14 protein-coding genes are annotated in these 16,883 nt (G+C 51.9%); all 14 read left to right on the forward strand.

Features of this window, described 5'->3' with window-relative positions:
• Positions 1-255 precede the first annotated feature (255 nt).
• Positions 256-2,394 (forward strand): TonB-dependent receptor domain-containing protein, encoded by a 2,139-nt coding sequence (locus ACHZBS_RS20040; protein ID WP_319408299.1) that lies wholly within the window; start codon positions 256-258, stop codon positions 2,392-2,394.
• Between the two features lie 24 nt (positions 2,395-2,418).
• Positions 2,419-4,095, forward strand: a complete 1,677-nt coding sequence (locus tag ACHZBS_RS20045; RefSeq protein ID WP_319408300.1) for an SAM-dependent methyltransferase — start codon at positions 2,419-2,421, stop codon at positions 4,093-4,095.
• Between the two features lie 35 nt (positions 4,096-4,130).
• The gene (locus tag ACHZBS_RS20050) at positions 4,131-4,988 is read left to right on the forward strand and encodes a DUF4198 domain-containing protein (protein ID WP_319408301.1); all 858 of its coding nucleotides are present in this window, start codon (positions 4,131-4,133) and stop codon (positions 4,986-4,988) included.
• A 51-nt stretch (positions 4,989-5,039) separates the two neighbouring features.
• Positions 5,040-5,876: an SAM-dependent methyltransferase gene (locus ACHZBS_RS20055; RefSeq protein ID WP_319408302.1), complete on the forward strand. Its 837-nt coding sequence runs from the start codon at positions 5,040-5,042 to the stop codon at positions 5,874-5,876.
• 81 nt (positions 5,877-5,957) lie between these two features.
• Positions 5,958-7,376, forward strand: coding sequence for an amino acid permease (locus ACHZBS_RS20060; RefSeq protein WP_319408303.1), 1,419 nt, complete (start codon positions 5,958-5,960; stop codon positions 7,374-7,376).
• A gap of 157 nt (positions 7,377-7,533) precedes the next feature.
• Positions 7,534-8,019 (forward strand): hypothetical protein, encoded by a 486-nt coding sequence (locus ACHZBS_RS20065; protein WP_319408304.1) that lies wholly within the window; start codon positions 7,534-7,536, stop codon positions 8,017-8,019.
• A gap of 47 nt (positions 8,020-8,066) precedes the next feature.
• Positions 8,067-9,065 (forward strand): FmdE family protein, encoded by a 999-nt coding sequence (locus tag ACHZBS_RS20070; protein WP_319408305.1) that lies wholly within the window; start codon positions 8,067-8,069, stop codon positions 9,063-9,065.
• 171 nt (positions 9,066-9,236) lie between these two features.
• Positions 9,237-12,476, forward strand: a complete 3,240-nt coding sequence (locus ACHZBS_RS20075; RefSeq protein WP_319408306.1) for a fused MFS/spermidine synthase — start codon at positions 9,237-9,239, stop codon at positions 12,474-12,476.
• 57 nt (positions 12,477-12,533) lie between these two features.
• Positions 12,534-12,698, forward strand: a complete 165-nt coding sequence (locus tag ACHZBS_RS20080; protein WP_319408307.1) for a hypothetical protein — start codon at positions 12,534-12,536, stop codon at positions 12,696-12,698.
• Between the two features lie 673 nt (positions 12,699-13,371).
• Positions 13,372-13,782 carry a hypothetical protein gene (locus ACHZBS_RS20085; RefSeq protein WP_319408308.1) on the forward strand — a complete coding sequence of 137 codons (411 nt, stop codon included), beginning with the start codon at positions 13,372-13,374 and terminating at the stop codon, positions 13,780-13,782.
• A gap of 192 nt (positions 13,783-13,974) precedes the next feature.
• A complete protein-coding gene (locus tag ACHZBS_RS20090; RefSeq protein ID WP_319408309.1) occupies positions 13,975-14,424 on the forward strand; it encodes a MaoC/PaaZ C-terminal domain-containing protein in 450 nt (149 codons plus the stop codon).
• Positions 14,425-14,483: 59 nt separating this feature from the next.
• Positions 14,484-14,741 (forward strand): hypothetical protein, encoded by a 258-nt coding sequence (locus tag ACHZBS_RS20095; RefSeq protein ID WP_319408310.1) that lies wholly within the window; start codon positions 14,484-14,486, stop codon positions 14,739-14,741.
• Between the two features lie 162 nt (positions 14,742-14,903).
• Positions 14,904-15,521, forward strand: a complete 618-nt coding sequence (locus ACHZBS_RS20100; RefSeq protein ID WP_319408311.1) for a methyltransferase domain-containing protein — start codon at positions 14,904-14,906, stop codon at positions 15,519-15,521.
• Positions 15,522-15,801: 280 nt separating this feature from the next.
• Entirely contained in the window at positions 15,802-16,566 is a 765-nt protein-coding gene (locus tag ACHZBS_RS20105) for a transporter substrate-binding domain-containing protein (protein WP_319408312.1), read from the forward strand.
• Positions 16,567-16,883: the final 317 nt, after the last annotated feature.

The following is a 16,883-nucleotide window of genomic DNA, read 5'->3' on the forward strand; positions in this document are numbered from 1 at the left end:
GCCACGAAGGCAAGGGTTAAGCCACCCCTGTTTTTGTGGTTTTTTTTGTCAGAATAAAGAAACCGATAGCGGGTTTCAAATTGTCATATCACAAATAAAAAGGCAGCCTCATCCCGGCCAGGACGTATTGGCTGCCTTTAGGTTAGCGTCCCCGGCAGGGGGCCGCTTTGGTATTTGTACACTGAAGCTTCCCCGGCGTCAATTCGTGATGCCTTCGTGCCGGTTGTTACCAGCCATTCTGCTGGAGATATTGACATGGGAAGGATCAGGAAGATGAAACGGATTGGCGCGTTGGCAGTATTGTCTGGATTCTTTTTATTAATCAGCGTTTTCGCCAGCAGTACCACCTGGGCGCAGCAGGCGGATTCGGAATCCAAAGCGGTCAAGAAACTTGAACCCATTGTAGTTACCGGTAAAAGTGGGGCCGCTGGCTTGGAGCAACTGCCGGAGAAGACGGTGATCGATCTCGAGGATTTCAAGACTATCGGTTCTCAGAACAGTGTTCTTGATGTTCTAAAATCCCAGGCGGTAGTTGATTTTCGGGGAGCCACGGATCAGGATCCAGGGGTCGACTCCATTTATCTGCGCGGTTTCGATGCCACACGCTTTGTGACCGCCATCGATGCCGTGACGGTTCAGAAAACCGGGGGACGCAAATCCAGCAATATAGTGGATTATGCGCTGTTGCCCACCTTTCTGATCAAGGAGATAGAAATCCTGCCCGGACCCCACTCTGCCCTTTACGACAGCAAAAGTATCGGCGGCGTGATCAACATGGTCACTCAGCGTCCAACGCATCGGGATAGTCTGAAGCCGGATTTCTCACTGACCACGAGCTATGGAACATACGATACCTGCAACACCATTGTTACGGCCCGGGGCGCCATCGAAAACCTCACCTACGATACCGCCTACCGCCACTATTCAACGGACGGTTTTTTAAGAAACAGCGAAACGGACATCGAGACGCTGTATGGCCGCATCGGCTATCTGCTGCCGGCCGACGGTTTCATAACGGTCAGCGCCTCGGGAACCGATACCGATCGTCAGGCGCCGGTCAACAACCCCGGTGAAGCGGATGGCGACTACGACAGCGACTATCCGCGGGCGGAAGGCGGCGCCTTCGATCCGTTCCAGCAACCCACCTGGAATGGGGAATCGTACCTCTACCGCCTGAACCTGGAGCAACCTTCGCCCATCGGGCGGATCGAAGCGGGCGCCTATAGCGGGAAAGACAAACGCATACGCGCCTATTATGTGAACCCGGGGGATGCCGAGCGCAGCGTGATGGACACCGACTGGTGGCAGGAGGGAGGGAAAATCCAGGATGAAATTCAGTGGACAGCCAACCATACGACAACGATCGGGTACGATCTGGCGCGACTTTTCGACGAGGGACTGGACGACGATAAAAAAGAGCGCATCAAAAAGCAGGGCGGCTATCTTCAACACCGCTGGGGAATATTTTCTTCCCTGGAGACGACCCTTGGCCTGCGCTACGAGAAGGTCAATATCTGGGTGAGCAACGAATCCGGGGGAAATCTCTGGAACCCATCTTACGGACGGTACGTCGAACGCGACTGGGACGAGTTCGTGCCCAAATCCTTTACAACGTGGCGCATGGACAGTCTGGCCTCCTGGCTGCGGGACAGCTCGATCTCTTTAGGCATCAGCAAAATCTGGCGCGCACCGGATTATCATGGCGACTACAATCCCCAGGGGCGGCCGGCCGGCATATTCCTGGAGCCGGAGCACGGCATCGGCTACGACCTGATTCTCGATCGCCGCCTGTTCGGGGATGTCATGTTCAAATTCGGCTACTCGTTTTACGATATCAAAGACTACATCGCCACCAACAGCAGCTATGCCCAATACTCCGCGGGAAGCGCCGGAGACTTGCGCTTCAGCGATTATAAGATCAACCTCGACGAGGTGTACCGCCATGGCATCGATGTGCAGCTCAGCGGGCACATCATCGACCCGCTTTCGTTTTATCTGGCCTATTCATGGCAGGACTTTGAGAATCAAGGCGATGAACCGGCCGGGGAAACCGAGTTGGATCAGCGGGCCAAGCACCGCGTAACAGCCGGTCTGCGCTATCAGCTCTTCGAAAAGACAGCCCTTATGCTGGATTACCAGTACCAGAGCGATGAGGTGACCGAAATCTCCGAGGAGATCGCCGAAGATGTCTACGATTTCCGCGAAGTGGAGATCGAGGCCTACCATACGGTCGACGCAGGCATCGAGCAGGTGCTCTGCAAAAAGAAATGGCTGCTCGACGAAGCGGTCCTCAGCCTTTATGTCAAGAACTTGTTCGATGTCACCTATTCCGACGCCAGCGGATTCCCGGCAACGGACCGCACGATTGGGGCGACGCTGAATTTAAAATTTTAACTGAGAAAAAATGGAGAAGATCGGATGCAAGGCGGAAAGATAAAGAACCGGATTTGGATCGGCGGCCTGCTGGTGGTTCTGGTGTGGATGTTCGCCGTGGGGTGCAGCGGTCATACGCTATCGGCCGGGAGCAGCCGGGTGAAGACGCCGGGCAGCTACACGGTGGTGGGGATCGGGCCAGGCGACGGAGACCTGTTGACCGTGAGAGCGGTGGAGGCCATCCGCCACGCGGATGTGGTTTTCTGCAGTCCGAAAAACCGGCAGAAGCTGGCCCCTTACGTTGATTTTACCGGCAAACAGGTCCTGGACGGGTATGGGGTCCTGTTTCGTTTCTACGGCAAGGATTGCAAACAACTGAGCACGGAGGAGAAGCCCGGGTGGTCGATGGGCTGTGAGGAATACCATCGCAAGCAGGCCGAATTCGCCGCCTTGGTAAGGGAAGCCGTATCGGCGGGCAAGCATGTGGTCATGCTGAGCAGTGGCGATCCCACCATTTATGGGCCGGACATCTGGAGCCTCAAGGAACTGCACGACCTCGACCCGGTGATCGTTCCCGGTCTCAGTGCATTCAATGCCGCCAATGCAGCCCTTCAGGTCAGTTTGGGGGAAGTCATTCTCACGGCGCCTTTTAAAAAGGAAGGCGCACAGGATACCATCGAGCAGCTGGCCGTCCATGAGCGGGCCACCATGGTTATTTTCATGCCCCGGAAAATGCAGGAGCTCTTTGCGCGTCTGGAACAGGCCTATCCTGCCCAGACACCGGCGGCCATCGTCACCAATGCCGGAGTGGTCGGCCAGGAGACGGTCACGCTGGGAACGGTGGGCGGATTCGCCGCGGACCTTTCCGGGGTCGATCAACGCCGTTCCATTGTTTATGTGGGCCGGACATTGGAGCGGGCGCAGTTCAGACGGCCGGCACCCTCAACATCGGCCGGCAGCGGGAAATTCTACTTGGTGGGCGTGGGACCCGGCGATCCCGATCTAATTACCCTGCGGGGATTGAAAGTGATCGAATCGGCCGACCTGATTTTCGCCCACCAGCGGCTAAAGGATAAATTCCAGGACATTCTGGCCGGCAAGAACGTCCTCACCGGTTACCATCGCCTTTTTCCTTTCCACGGGAAGAAGTGTACCGATGTTACCGAAACCGAAAGTTCCCGGGAGCGCATGAGCTGCGAGGAATACCATCAAAAGCAGGCGGAGTTCGCCGCTCTGGTGCGGACGGCGGTGGCCGAAGGCAAGACCGTGGCCGTGCTCGACAGCGGCGACCCCCTGGTCTACGGCCCGTGCTCCTGGTCGCTGACCGAGCTTAGCGACCTGGACACCGAGGTGGTGCCCGGCCTGAGCTGCTTCAATGCGGCCAATGCAGCCCTCAAAGCCGGCGTCACCGAAGGTCGTGCCTCCCATTCGGTCATCCTGGCCTCGGGATGGTCCGTGGAGGAGATGGCGGTTCACCAAAGCACCATGGTGCTGTTTACCATGCGCACGGAGTTCAAGAAATTCATCGACAGCCTCTCCAACCATTATCCTTCCGACACGCCGGTGGCCATCGTCTTCAGCGCCGGTTATGCCGACCGCGAGCGGGTGATGCACGGAACCCTGGGAACGATTCTGGAGCAGATGGGAACCGGGCGGCCGCCCTTCGAGTATCTGCTCTATGTGGGTGACTTTCTGGCGGATGGTGGCCGCTTCGCACAGTAACCAATAGCAATCGACGCCAAAAACGGAGAATCCAAATGCGACGCCAATTTTATATCGTACCGCTGCTGACCCTCTTTTGCCTGATTACGTTCAGCCTGACCGTCCGGGCCCACAACCTGTGGCTCAATCCGGACAATTACTTCCCCCGGGTCGGAACGACCGTCGACATCGGTATCGGCTGGGGGCACAAATACCCGGCCAACCGGGTCGACCAGGAGATCAAGGAAGGCCGGGTGGAGGCCATCCAGGCGGTCGATCCCGACGGTACCACGGTCGATCTGCCCACGGTCTCGACCGGTCGGTATCGGCTGAAAATCGACAAGCCGGGCGCCTGGCTGATCACCGCCCGGATCAAGCCGGGCTTCTTTACGACCACGCCGGAAGGCCGCAAATGGGGGGATAAGAAGTCGATTGCCGATCCCATCAAGTGCACCAACTTTCACATCCAGGCCAAGACCGTGCTCATCGCCGGCGGCAGCGATAAAAATCTCACCGGCGCAGCCGGTCAACCCCTGGAGGTCATCCCGCTGACCGACCTCGAACGGATGAAACCGGGCGATTCGCTGGCCATCAAGGTGCTGTTCGACGGAAGTCCTCTTTCCGATGCAACCGTGAGGGCCACTTTCGCCGGATTTGAAGCCGAAGACGTCGCTCCGCATAAACCGCCGGTCAAAGACGATAGCGCAAAACATCAGCCCCCGGCCAAGGGTCAGATGCACCCCCACAAACATTTCCCGGTGGAGACCGAAACCAACGCCCAGGGGCGGGCCGATCTCAAGATAGAAAAAGCCGGTTACTGGATGATCATGCTTTCCCACAGATGCCCTTACACGGACACGGCCACCTGCGACGAGTATATGTACAATATGGCGTTTTCTTTTGAAATTCGATAGGACCTGCTTGAAATCGCTGCGATCAATTCTTCCTTGTCTATGGAGGTAAAATTGAAAATTAAAAAACAATCATGGACCCTGGCTGCGCTTTTTATTACGGCCATATTCCTATCGGGTGCACCCCAGTCCGCCCTGGCCCATCAACAAACCAAAAGCCAGTTTTATCTGGTCAGTCTCGGTGTCGGCGATGCGGATCTGATCACCCTGCGGGCCATCGATACCATTAAGGCGTCCGACGTCATCGTCTGCAGGGACCAGACCCAAGAGGAGTTTGCCGGCTATTTGCACGGCAAAACGGTCCTGGACCCATCCCTGGCGGGTTGGCGCACGTACAGGAGGGATTGCGCATCCATCAAAGATCCGCAAAAGCAGGCCGAATGCCAAGCGCACGCGAAATCCCGGGCGCAATTGATCAAACAGATCCGTTCCGCGGTTCAGGCCGGCAAGACGGTCTCGGTTCTCGGCAGCGGCGACCTGATGATTTATGGCGGCCCTTACCGCTGGTATCTTGAAGAATTCAAAGACCTGAATCCGAAAATTATTCCCGGTGTGAGTTGCTTCAACGCGGCCAACGCGGCCATGGGCAAGGATATCATGTCGGGCAGGGCGAGCCATTCGGCGGTGCTGACCACTTACCGGGAAATCGACAAACTGGCCGAATACCATCCCACGATGATCATCTTCACCATGCATACGAAATTCGATGAATTGGTGGAGAAACTGAAAAACCACTATCCCGTGGAAACCCCCATCGCCATTGTTTTTCACGCCGGCTACAAGCAGAAGGAACACATCGTCAAAGGCCGTCTGGATACGATTCTCGAAGCGATGAAAGGCAAGGACTTCCCCTTCGAACACCTCGTGTATGTCGGTGATTTCATGGATTAGCGCGCGTCCATCCATATTTGGCCTGTTTCTGGATGGACACTTACAAGTTTTTTACGGCGGCACAGGTGGGCGGAAAGATCAATGACGAACGATTCCTCAAAGGGCAACGGACTGAAAAGAGAATTGGGGCTGTTCTCGGCAACGGTCCTGGTGATCGCCAACATGGTCGGCACCGGTATTTTCACGACCTCCGGTTTTATCATGGCCGAGCTGGGCGATCCCCGGGCGTTGCTTTTGTGCTGGCTGTTCGGCGGTCTGTTCGCCCTCTGCGGCGCCCTTTGTTACGGAGAACTCGGTGCCCGGTTCCCCCGGGCCGGCGGCGAGTATGTCTTCCTGAAGGAAAGTCTGGGCAAACCGGTGGGGTTTTTGTCCGGCTGGATCTCCCTGATTGTCGGCTTTTCCGCCCCCATCGCGGCAGCCTCGGTGGCCTTTGCGACTTATTTCTTTCAGACGTTTTCAATTCCCATGGAGCACGACATCGCTTTTTCGATATCCGGCGTCCGGATGGCGACCCTGTCGCCCCTGACCCTGACCGCCATCGGCGTTATTTTGCTTTTCTCTCTGCTCCATTACCACAGCCTGCGCATCGGCAGCCGGGTGCAGAACGGACTGACCCTGTTTAAGGTCACGCTGGTGGTCGTGTTCATCGGCGCCGGGTTTTGGGTGGGCAACGGTTCCGTGGATCATTTTTCCGCCACGGCATCGATTCCCTGGTCCGCGGAAAAATTCGCCGTGGCCCTGATTTTCGTCTCCTTTGCCTACAGCGGCTGGAACGCAGCCGCTTATCTGGGCGCCGAGATCACCGCTCCGCAGAGAAATATTCCGCTTTCCCTGTTTGCCGGCACCGTCGTTGTGATGATTTTGTACCTGCTGCTGAACCTGATCTACCTGTACGCCCTGCCACCCGAAGCCATGCAGGGGGTTATGGAAATCGGCGCCAAATCGGCCGCATCGCTTTTCGGTTTCAACATGGGCCGCCTTTTCAGCGGTGCGGTCGCCCTGGGGCTTCTGTCCGTTCTGAGCGCCATGATGATGACCGGACCGAGAGTTTACTATGCCATGTCCAAGGATCGCATTTTTTTTGATGTGTTCGGCCGGCTGGACACGGTGCGCAAAACCCCGGCCGCATCCATTTTCCTGCAGGCCGGCATTGCCATCGTAATGGTTGTTTCGGCCTCCTTCGAGACCCTTTTGCTGTACATCGGTTTTACGCTTTCGCTGTTTGCCATGCTGACCGTTATCGGGTTGATGCGGACCCGGCGGTTCTCTTCATCCGTAGCGCATTCCTATAAAACATTCGCCTATCCGCTGACGCCTTTGGTGTTTATTCTCGGCAATCTTTGGATCATCATTTTTTCCATCAAAAGCCGGCCGATTACCGCCCTGTTCGGATTGGGCACCATTGGAATGGGCATTGCGGCCTACGTTTTCTTCGACCGCCTGCAGCGTCCGAAAAACAGCGCGATCCTGGCTATGGATGGGGTGAACGCTGAAGATTGATGGATTCGTAAAAAGTCGAAATACTCTCTTTATTGTCATCCCCGCACAGGCGGGGATCCAGTGTTATCAATTACTTATAGATAGCGCTGAAGCTTCACTGCATGTGGACACATCTTGATACTTTTTACGAATCCATCAAGATTGAAAGGAGAACGAAATGAATCCCATTCTCATTTTTCTCGCTGGCTGGATGGTTGCGATGCTGAACGTCTCCGAAGGCTGGTGTCATGGCGTCGAGGGAACCGTCGAGCCGATAATGGGCTACTGTCTCACGGCCATGTACGATGACGGTGAACCGATGAGTTATGCCGGCGTTGAAATCAAGGCCCCCAATTCCGATATCGCCTTTCAGACCGGCCGGACCGATCGCAACGGCTGTTTCATGGTAAAAACGGACTCATCCGGAGCCTGGCGGGCGGCGGTCAGCGACGGCATGGGGCACCGGCTGACGCTCGACTTCGCGGTTGGCGCTGACGGCGATGGGCAAAAATCAGACCAATCCACTGCCCCTGCAACTTCCGGCGGAACGAGTCGTCCGATAAGAGTAGTTGCCGCGTTGTCGATTATTTTTGGTCTGTGCGGGTTTTTTTACGGCTGGAAAGCACGGCGCAAGGATTCATACGTAGGTCAGGTTGCGCAATAGGCGTTACCTGACGATCGGGTGGGTTCCATGGAAAAGGAGAAATAGACATGCAAAAAATTGCCGGTATTACTGCTGTGGTTGTTCTCATGCTTGCCATCGTTTCCAGTGGATGCGTCTGTGCCGCACCTTTCGACGAGACGGTTTCCCAGGCCATGCAGACGCTGGACGTGTCGAAAGGTGATCCGGGCCTGCTGGTCCTGACTGACGCCCCTTATGTCAAGGTGGACGGCGAATGCGCACTCCCCTGGTTAGCGAAGGCTCAGGAGAAAACCGGCTGCACGGTGGGCAGGGGCAACCTGCTCTTTTTTCAGCGCACCCAGGACCACCCCTTCCGCCTGATGCTTTTCCGCAAAAAAGACGGCGATGCCGTTATACTCAGCCGGATGGAAAACCGCTGGATCACCGACACCCTCAACATCGGTCCGTCCGCCATATCGCGACCTGCTTTCTGGGAGAAGATCGACAGATACCAGGCCGGCCGTGACCTGTTTTCCCTCGCCGCCATGGCCAATGCCTGGGCCAAGGGAGCGCCGTATGATTTTTTGAAAAGCGCCGAGCTTCACAACCACATCTGCCCGGGGCTGACCTCGGGTTACCTCATGGCGCATTATATTATCGACCATTTCCCGCTTGAGCAGGGCGAACGCTACATAGTGGTCGCCTGTCCGGTGTGGTGTAAGGAAGATGCCTTTCAGGTGGTCATGGATTGCACTGCCGGCAAGAAGGGGTTGATCGTCAAACCGCTCTCAGACGATCAGAAGAAGCAGATCGTCATTGCCAACCCGGCCGGCATGATACTCGTCTGGGATGCCGAGAAAAAGACCGGCAGGGGAGCGGCCCTGAGCTTTAACTTCGATCCCCTGCGTGCCCTGTCGTCCAAAGATACGCCCAAGGCGGCCATGGTACTGGCTGCCGTGGATCATCTGGATCACCCGGATCGATTTGTCTCCATGGCGGCCGAATTCCAGCTGGATGAAGAACTTTACGAAGCGATCACACAGGCGGGCGGCAATCCCTGGGAGGCAACCGGACTGGTAAAAAAATAGTGCGGATTCAATGCGGAGGGTATCGTCGGTAGAACCGAATTGAACAGCAGGCCGTGGCATCGTTTCGGCAATGCCGCAGCCTGCTGCAGTTTATCGAAGGCCAATGTCTAACCGAAATAGTTATTACACAATCGCAAAACTGGAAAAGATCTGGCAAAAAAGGACAACCCATTGCATCGCATTTCGTCGAACAACAGAACCCAGATCGCTGCCGGTGAAAACCGAATCATCGTCTTTTTCGTCGCCGTCTGTTTTTTTCTCTCCGGCGCTGCCGGCCTGGTCTATGAAGTCATCTGGATCCGGTTGATCGACAAGGTCATCGGCAGCGCGCCGTTTGCCGTGTCCACGGTGCTTTCCGTGTTCATGGCCGGACTGGCCCTGGGCAGTTATCTGGCCGGCCGGACCGTCGACCGGTTCACCCGGCGCGATAGACTTCTGGCGTTGTACGGAAAAATGGAAATCGGGATCGGGATCTGTGCCCTGGCCGTGCCCTTGATGATCCGGAGCCTCCAGCCGGTTTACGAGGCTATCTACGACTCTCTTCTAACCCATTTCTGGTGCTATCAAGCCGCTGCTTTTGTCGGCTGTGCTCTTGTTCTGATTGTGCCTGCGGGTCTGATGGGAGCGACGCTGCCAGTCCTTTGCCGCTTTTACGTCCTGCGGTTGGAACATATCGGCACCCGTACAGGCTGGTTGTACGGCCTTAATACGGTCGGGGCGGCCCTGGGCGTGGTGCTATGCGGGTTCGTGCTGATAAAAACATTTGGCGTGCGAATGACTTTGGGCTTATTTGGCGGCCTCAATGCATTGATCGGCATCTCCTGTCTTCTGCTATGCCGTTTTACGATAGTTGACAGTTCCTGGACGAACCTGTCGGGAACGATATTGGATTCAAACGGAGATGTGGAGAATGAACCCATCGGCAGCAGCGGACAGATCCATTGGGCGGTGGTGATTTTTACTGTCTCCGGGTTTTGTGCCATGGCCTACGAAGTTTTATGGACACGGTTGCTGGGACTCATCGCCGGGCCGACCACGTACTGTTTCACCATCGTGGTCGCGACTTTTATCGTCGGTCTGGCCGCTGGCAGCATCCTTTTCGGGCGATTGGCTGACAAAACACGCCACGCGCTTAGCTGGCTGGCCTGCACCCAGATCACTGCAGCCATTATGGCGCTTTTGGTCAGCCAAACATTGGGTAACGGTCAGTTCTTTTTCGCCAAGCTGATTCATACGGTTCAAGGGCAGTTTTCTCACCTTGTCCTCATCCAATCCATGGTGCTTTTTTTTCTGTTGCTGGCCCCAACCCTTTTTCTTGGAGCCGCTTTCCCGCTGGTCAACCGGCTTTGCGTCCATTCGATCAACGGTATGGGCCGATCAGTGGGAACGGCCTATGCCTTGAATACCGTTGGGGCGTTGACCGGTTCCTTGGTCGCCGGGTTTGTGCTGGTTCCGTGGATGGGCAAGATGAACGGCCTGCGTCTGGTCATCGCGGTCCAATTCCTTATAGCCGGTTTAATACTTTTGCATCAGGCAAACACGAAAAACCAGACCAACCGGCCGCGTTGGCCCGTCGTTGGATTTGTTGCTGTAGGATTGCTGCTGTTGACTCACTATCCGAGTTGGCGCACCGATCTGCTCTCACGGGGATGGTATCGCGATTTCGGGGTCCTCCAAGCGGACCTGGACCGCGCCGGATGGGGGGAGGCATTAGTTCATGGAGCCCAGCGGATTGCCGGCCATCGTCAGGGACTGGAAGTCGTATTCCAAGGCGAGGGGATCGGCGGTTTCACCACCGTTGAAAAGGAAACCACCAGTTTGGGAACGATCGAGGTCGCCATGTTCAACAGCGGCAAAGCGGATGCCTCTTCCCATGGTGACCGTTCCACCCAGACACTTTCCGCACATATTCCCATGCTGTTCCATGCCGATGCCCGGAAGGTTATGCTGCTGGGGTTGGCCAGCGGCATGACAGCCGGAGAGGTGCTGCTTTATCCGGTCCAACAGTTGGACATCCTGGAGATCAACAGCGCGGTTGTGACTGCCTGCCGAAAATTCTTCTACCCCTGGAACAACCATTGCCTGGATGATCCACGCACACGTTTGATTGTCCAAGACGGCCGCAATCATTTAGCACTGACCCGTGAATCCTATGATGTCATTATTTCAGAGCCGTCCAATCCCTGGATGGCCGGACTGGCCAATTTGTATTCCCTGGAATTCTTTCAGTTGGCCAGACGGCGATTGACCGCCAACGGGATCTTTGCACAATGGATTCAGGCCTATGAAATGGACTGGAAAACATTTTCTCTTCTGGGAAGGACCTTTGCTACTGTTTTCTCCACCAGCGCACTGATCAAGGTGGGGCCTGTGGATTACCTGATGGTAGGGTTCAACAACAATGACAGCCGATTCGACTGGAACCTCGCCAAGCAGAACGCCATCATTGCACAAAAATCGAGGATCGTTAGGTTTCCAGGGGTTTCTTTCCTTGTCCACCTGATCCTGACTGAGGATTTGCAGCGACTTTTCGGAGATGGGCGGCTGCATACGGACAACCTGCCTTTCCTTGAATTTTTGGCCCCGATGAAACTTTTCAATAATAACCTGGATATCGATCAGGTTGTGGCGGATCATCGCCGTTTGTCTCCTGGAACCAAGAAGTTCTCCGATGCCAACAACGATCTCGAAACTCTGCTGGATCTGGTGGAGTTCGCCGCATCGGCCGAGGTACCCATGTTCAATGTGCTTCCGTGGGCTCGCTTATCGGAAAGCCAGAAGTCACGCTATCGCCGTATCGTCGACAACTACTGCAGCCATGTATTGATTCCTTCTTATGGAATTTTCGATGATCGGGAGTTGAAGCATCAATGCGCCGATATTCAGGTAAACGCGATCAATAAAAAAATTTCGGGTGGATCGGCAAACGTTATGGATCACTACAATCTGGCCTTGGCTAACATAGCTGCCGGACAGAATAAAGCGGCCATCGACAATTTGCACACGGTCATCATCCTTGATCCGGTTCATGAACCTGCCATGGTGACATTAGGCCTGATGTTGGCAGAAACCGGATCGTTGGATGAAGCTGCGCGAATACTGAGTAAAGCGGTTCAGCTGGCACCGCAGAAGGTTGAACCTTACAAATATCTGGGAATGGTTGAACTCCGTAAAGGCACCCTTGAGTGTGCGGTAAGCAACTTGTCGGCCGCACTATCCATAGATCCGGACGATTGCGTGATTCTCAGTGAGTTGGGGACCGCCTATCTACTGCAAGGTAAAAACAGAAAAGCGGTGACTTATCTCTCAGAAGCCTTACGGAAAAATTCGCGCGATAATCAGAGTCGGTATTATTTGAAAATGGCCAAACAAAAACTTGAAGCTGGAGAAAGGAACTTCAGCGATGAGTAGACAACTGTTTCTTTGATATAGAAATCAATGGCCCTTGTTCAATCAAAGGAAGGCTTCATGGGGAAAGCAGCCGAGAAATTTTTTCCGGAGCCGGCCGTGTTTTCTTTCCTTTTTTTTGCTTACGGAGAGCGTTACGATTTATCACCAATCAGGCCAGCAGATTGTTTATTCTCAACCGTTTGGCGCATCGGAACGGCTTTTATTTTTCTCTTGTCGTATTGATCCGACCACCATTGCCCGTCATGCTCATCGACGAGGCGACAATTCGTTCTAAACCGCGTTAAAATCGGCCGATATTTATTTAACGGTTTTCCAGATGGACCACTGGCCGTCCCGAGGGAAATTGTGCCTTCCCGGGCCTATCAGGCGGTTTCCGGGTTTTGCCACCGACCGCCATCTCAAAACGGGTTCACGATGGCCCGGATCCGATGAGCATCAACGATCATTCGGATATCCAGGTGATATTCAAGGAGTTCGAGATCAACCCGGTAAGTTTGAAATAGACGGTGTCCAGGGGAAAGCAGACAACTGTCAGAGAGTTGCTGATTAAGAATTATAAACTGCCGATAAATCGAATAATCTTGTGAAGCACCAAACTTCCTTTGAATCTTCGAATTATCATCACCATGATGATGTGTTGAAAATTATCCGTAAATACGGATAAGCATCAAAATCGGCATAAAACCCGTCTATTTTAACTTTTGCAGGCGTTGTCAAAAAAGTCATCCAAAAAAGGAAGGATTAAATTCTCTTGATTTAAGAGATGGATATGGTAGGAAAAAAGAGCTAAAGCTCAAAAAACCGGGCTTTTTCGAACTTCAACGCGTAAACTTGATTTCAACCAAACAGTTTATTCATCGTATTGCGATGAATAAACTATGTTCTGTGCAAAGAAATGCCAAAAAAAATAATCGTGTTTGTTTGCGTTTTGTTTGTTATGGGCGCTGTAGATGCTTTCGCGGAGAGTCCGCAAGAAGCGTCATCAACAATATTGAAGTTATTGAAGGATAAAAACTACAGTGATCTATCCCAGCAGCGTTTCACAGAGTGGTATAAAGCCGAGGCAGAGGGTATTGAAACGCAAACAGCCATTAAGAAGCTAACCCCAAGGTGGGAAAAGAATCATGGGATTATGGTGAATCTTTTCGAACAGCTTTCTCAATCAGAGTTTACACTAACAAAAGATGAAAAGTATCTAAAGACTGAAACAGGAGATGTCGCAACAGCAAAAGTTACAATACAAGGGAAAGAGATACCCTACCGTCTATATAAGATGAAAAATGGTCTTTGGGGATTTCGTATGTGAATGACCACAGAACATCGGCTTTCAGAGCGGACTCGGTCCCCTCGCCGCTGAAGCCGGGCGTTAGTGCGCCAAGCGCAGCTTGGTGCTTCTTATGGGCTGCCCTGTCTACGTTTCTGGGCAGGAAGTCCCCATCGGGTAAAGGTTAACTGGCCGTCCTACCTCGATTACGCCAAGGCTAAAGAGCAAGCAAGTATGGCAAAACGATATTTTGAGGATATTGCCGATGGCGAACATCTCCTTTGCCAAAAGATTGTTTTTACCCAAAGTGACATCATTGAATTCGCCAGAAGATTTGATCCACAGCCATTTCATATTGACGAGACCGCAGCAAAGGAATCAATTTTTGGTGGTCTTGTTGCTTCATCGCTCCACACCATTTCCGCCTGTACGCGTAAGGTTGTGGAAGCGCAGGCTGATGTAGCAATTTTAAGTGGGGTTGGAATGTATGAGGCGAAAATGTTTAATCCAGTAAGACCAAAAGACGTCCTTTCTATCGAAGCTTGGTGGACTGATCTCAGACGATCTTTAAGTAAACCGGATTTAGGATTTGCTGGAATTAAATGCAAAGTAACAAATCAGAAAGGTGAACCTGTAATTGAGTATGGTTATCGATATATTATTGCTTGCCGAAACTTATCTTAACCGGCGATCTCATAATCTCGCATAATCGTTCGGCTTTCGCCAACTTATGGGAAAACATAATGAATAAGAATAACGAAGGTATCTGGTTCCCTGCGATGAAATATGGAATCGGCTGGGGGCTGCCAGTTACTTGGCAAGGATGGATTGTTTTCTTGATATATATCGTTCTTGTGACAATCGGCATTCTCTTTTTAAAGCATTCTCCCTGGTTGATCATTCCCGTTGTCGTTTATGTTTTCTTGCTGACTGGAATATTACTTTTCATATGTTTTAAAAAGGGAGAAAAAATTGAATTGCGATGGGGTAAAAAACTATGAATATCGTCAGCGGCGAACCGGTCAATTGAGCGAAAACGGAAGAAATGGTGGCATTTTCAGGCTGAGTCATTGTTTTGAATTGTCAAAGTGGCCTGAATACCGGTTTTTGGCTGTTTCACGGCCCATCACGTCATCGTTTTGTAAAAAGAACGAAGGAATACAATGGAAAGAAGAAAAATAGGTGATTTTCTTTCAGGAAAGAACAGGGAATCAATACCAAACATAGCGTTTAAAGCTATGACTTTTATTATGAATTTGATGGATATTTTTGGACAGTATTCTCGTAGGAACTTTGAAACCCTAGAATTAAAATCTGGTCAAACGGTTATTGATTACGGTTGCGGTCCCGCACGATATGTTGAATTCGCGTCAAATGCTGTTGGGAAGGCGGGCAAAGTCATAGCGGTGGATGTCCATCCACTTGCTATTGCCAAAGTGAAAGGGAAAATAAAAAAACGAAAACTATCAAACGTAGAAGCTGTTCTCGCGGAAAAATATACAACGCCTATAAGTGCTGAAATAGCTGATGTGGTTTACGCTCTGGACATGTTTCATATGATAGCGCAACCAAACGAACTTTTAAAGGAATTAGGTAGATTGGTAAAAAAGGATGGAATAGTCATTATTGAGGATGGTCACCAATCCCGGACAGATACAATTCAAAAGATTGAAATATCGGGGATTTTTAAGATTTTTCAAGAAACCAAGTCTCATGTAAAATGTCAGAGGCTTTCTTCTGTAAAAAAGCTCCAACAGGAATCAAACGGTACATACTTTTAAATTTACTATTAAATGGCTATTTACAAACCCTTTTACACGGCTTTAAACCAGGTGAAGATTACAGCTTTCTTTGAATGGCGTTGGGCTCACATTTCAATCCTCAACATAGCACTGCTACACCTGCGGTTGAAATGATCGTCCGCCTTGATCTTGACCGAACCAAGACGTTTTGAAACAAGCTCACCAGTCATTCATTTCTCCCAAACGGGCAACCGTTTTTAACGATATGTATTTGATAATTTAGAAAATCATTGGCGTCGCACACAGAAGGTGGTAATCAGTGAAGATCCTAAAGTCCATGACTGTCTTTACCATGCTTGTCTTTCTGAATAGTGCTATCGCTTTGGCGAGTTCATTTCCTAAAACGCTTCATTTTTGTTTCGCTGATTGGAAACCCTACGAATTCTGTGAAGGCGACGAAGTCAAAGGTGTTAATGTCGAAATCGTTGAGGCTGTAGCCAGGGCTTTAGGAATAAAGATTAGATGGACAGCATACCCATGGCCTCGTTGCATAAAGATGGCAAAACGTGGCGAGGTGGACGGGCTGATGTCTCTATATAGATCGACAGAAAGAGAAGGATTTTTTTATTTTCCAGATGAGAATGTTAATCTTGATGAGAGTGTGTTTATTACCTATCCAGGAAGCGGATTGATTTTTGATGGGGCGCTGCAGAGTATAACAGGTATGGATGTCCTCGTGGCACGAGAAAACTCGTATGGGAAATTGTTCGATGAGGCCATTAATTTTAATAGAATAACAGCGCCTCACCAGAATAATGTGGTGTTAATGATAGCCAGCAAACGATACAAACTTGGAATAGGAAGCAGAGGGCGTTTCGAAAACTTGATAAAGGCGAGAGGCCTTGCAGATAAAATAATCATCATGGATCCGCCGTATATGATTAATACCTATTTTGCATTCACCCAAAATAAGGGTGCCTCCTACAAAGCCTTGGCGGATGAGTTCAGCAAGGTTTTAACAGTTTTTAAAACCACTGAAGAATATAAGCAAATACTAGAAAAGTACGGGTTTGCATCACAGTAAAATAAAGTGTGCAACACGTTAAGCCCAGCCGGAAAGGGATGCGATGGGTGTCTTTGACAGGCACTTTTTAGATGATTGTGCCCTGCCACATGGTTTGCAACCACCCGGGATTTGACGGGAAGCGACGGTGTGCAGTGGGAAGTCCTATAGCGGCGCGGGTTTGTGCTTGAGATGGTCGGACCTGGTGCGATGGAATGGACTTGCAACCGGTTTGTATTTTTATGGCTGCGTGACGGATGGTTTGCAACCATGTTTAAGGACAATTAAAATAGCGTTAATGCCCATTGTTAGCTGGCTTGCGTGAATATGCGTTGGTA

This window comes from uncultured Desulfosarcina sp. (assembly GCF_963664155.2).
Lineage (GTDB): Bacteria > Desulfobacterota > Desulfobacteria > Desulfobacterales > Desulfosarcinaceae > Desulfosarcina.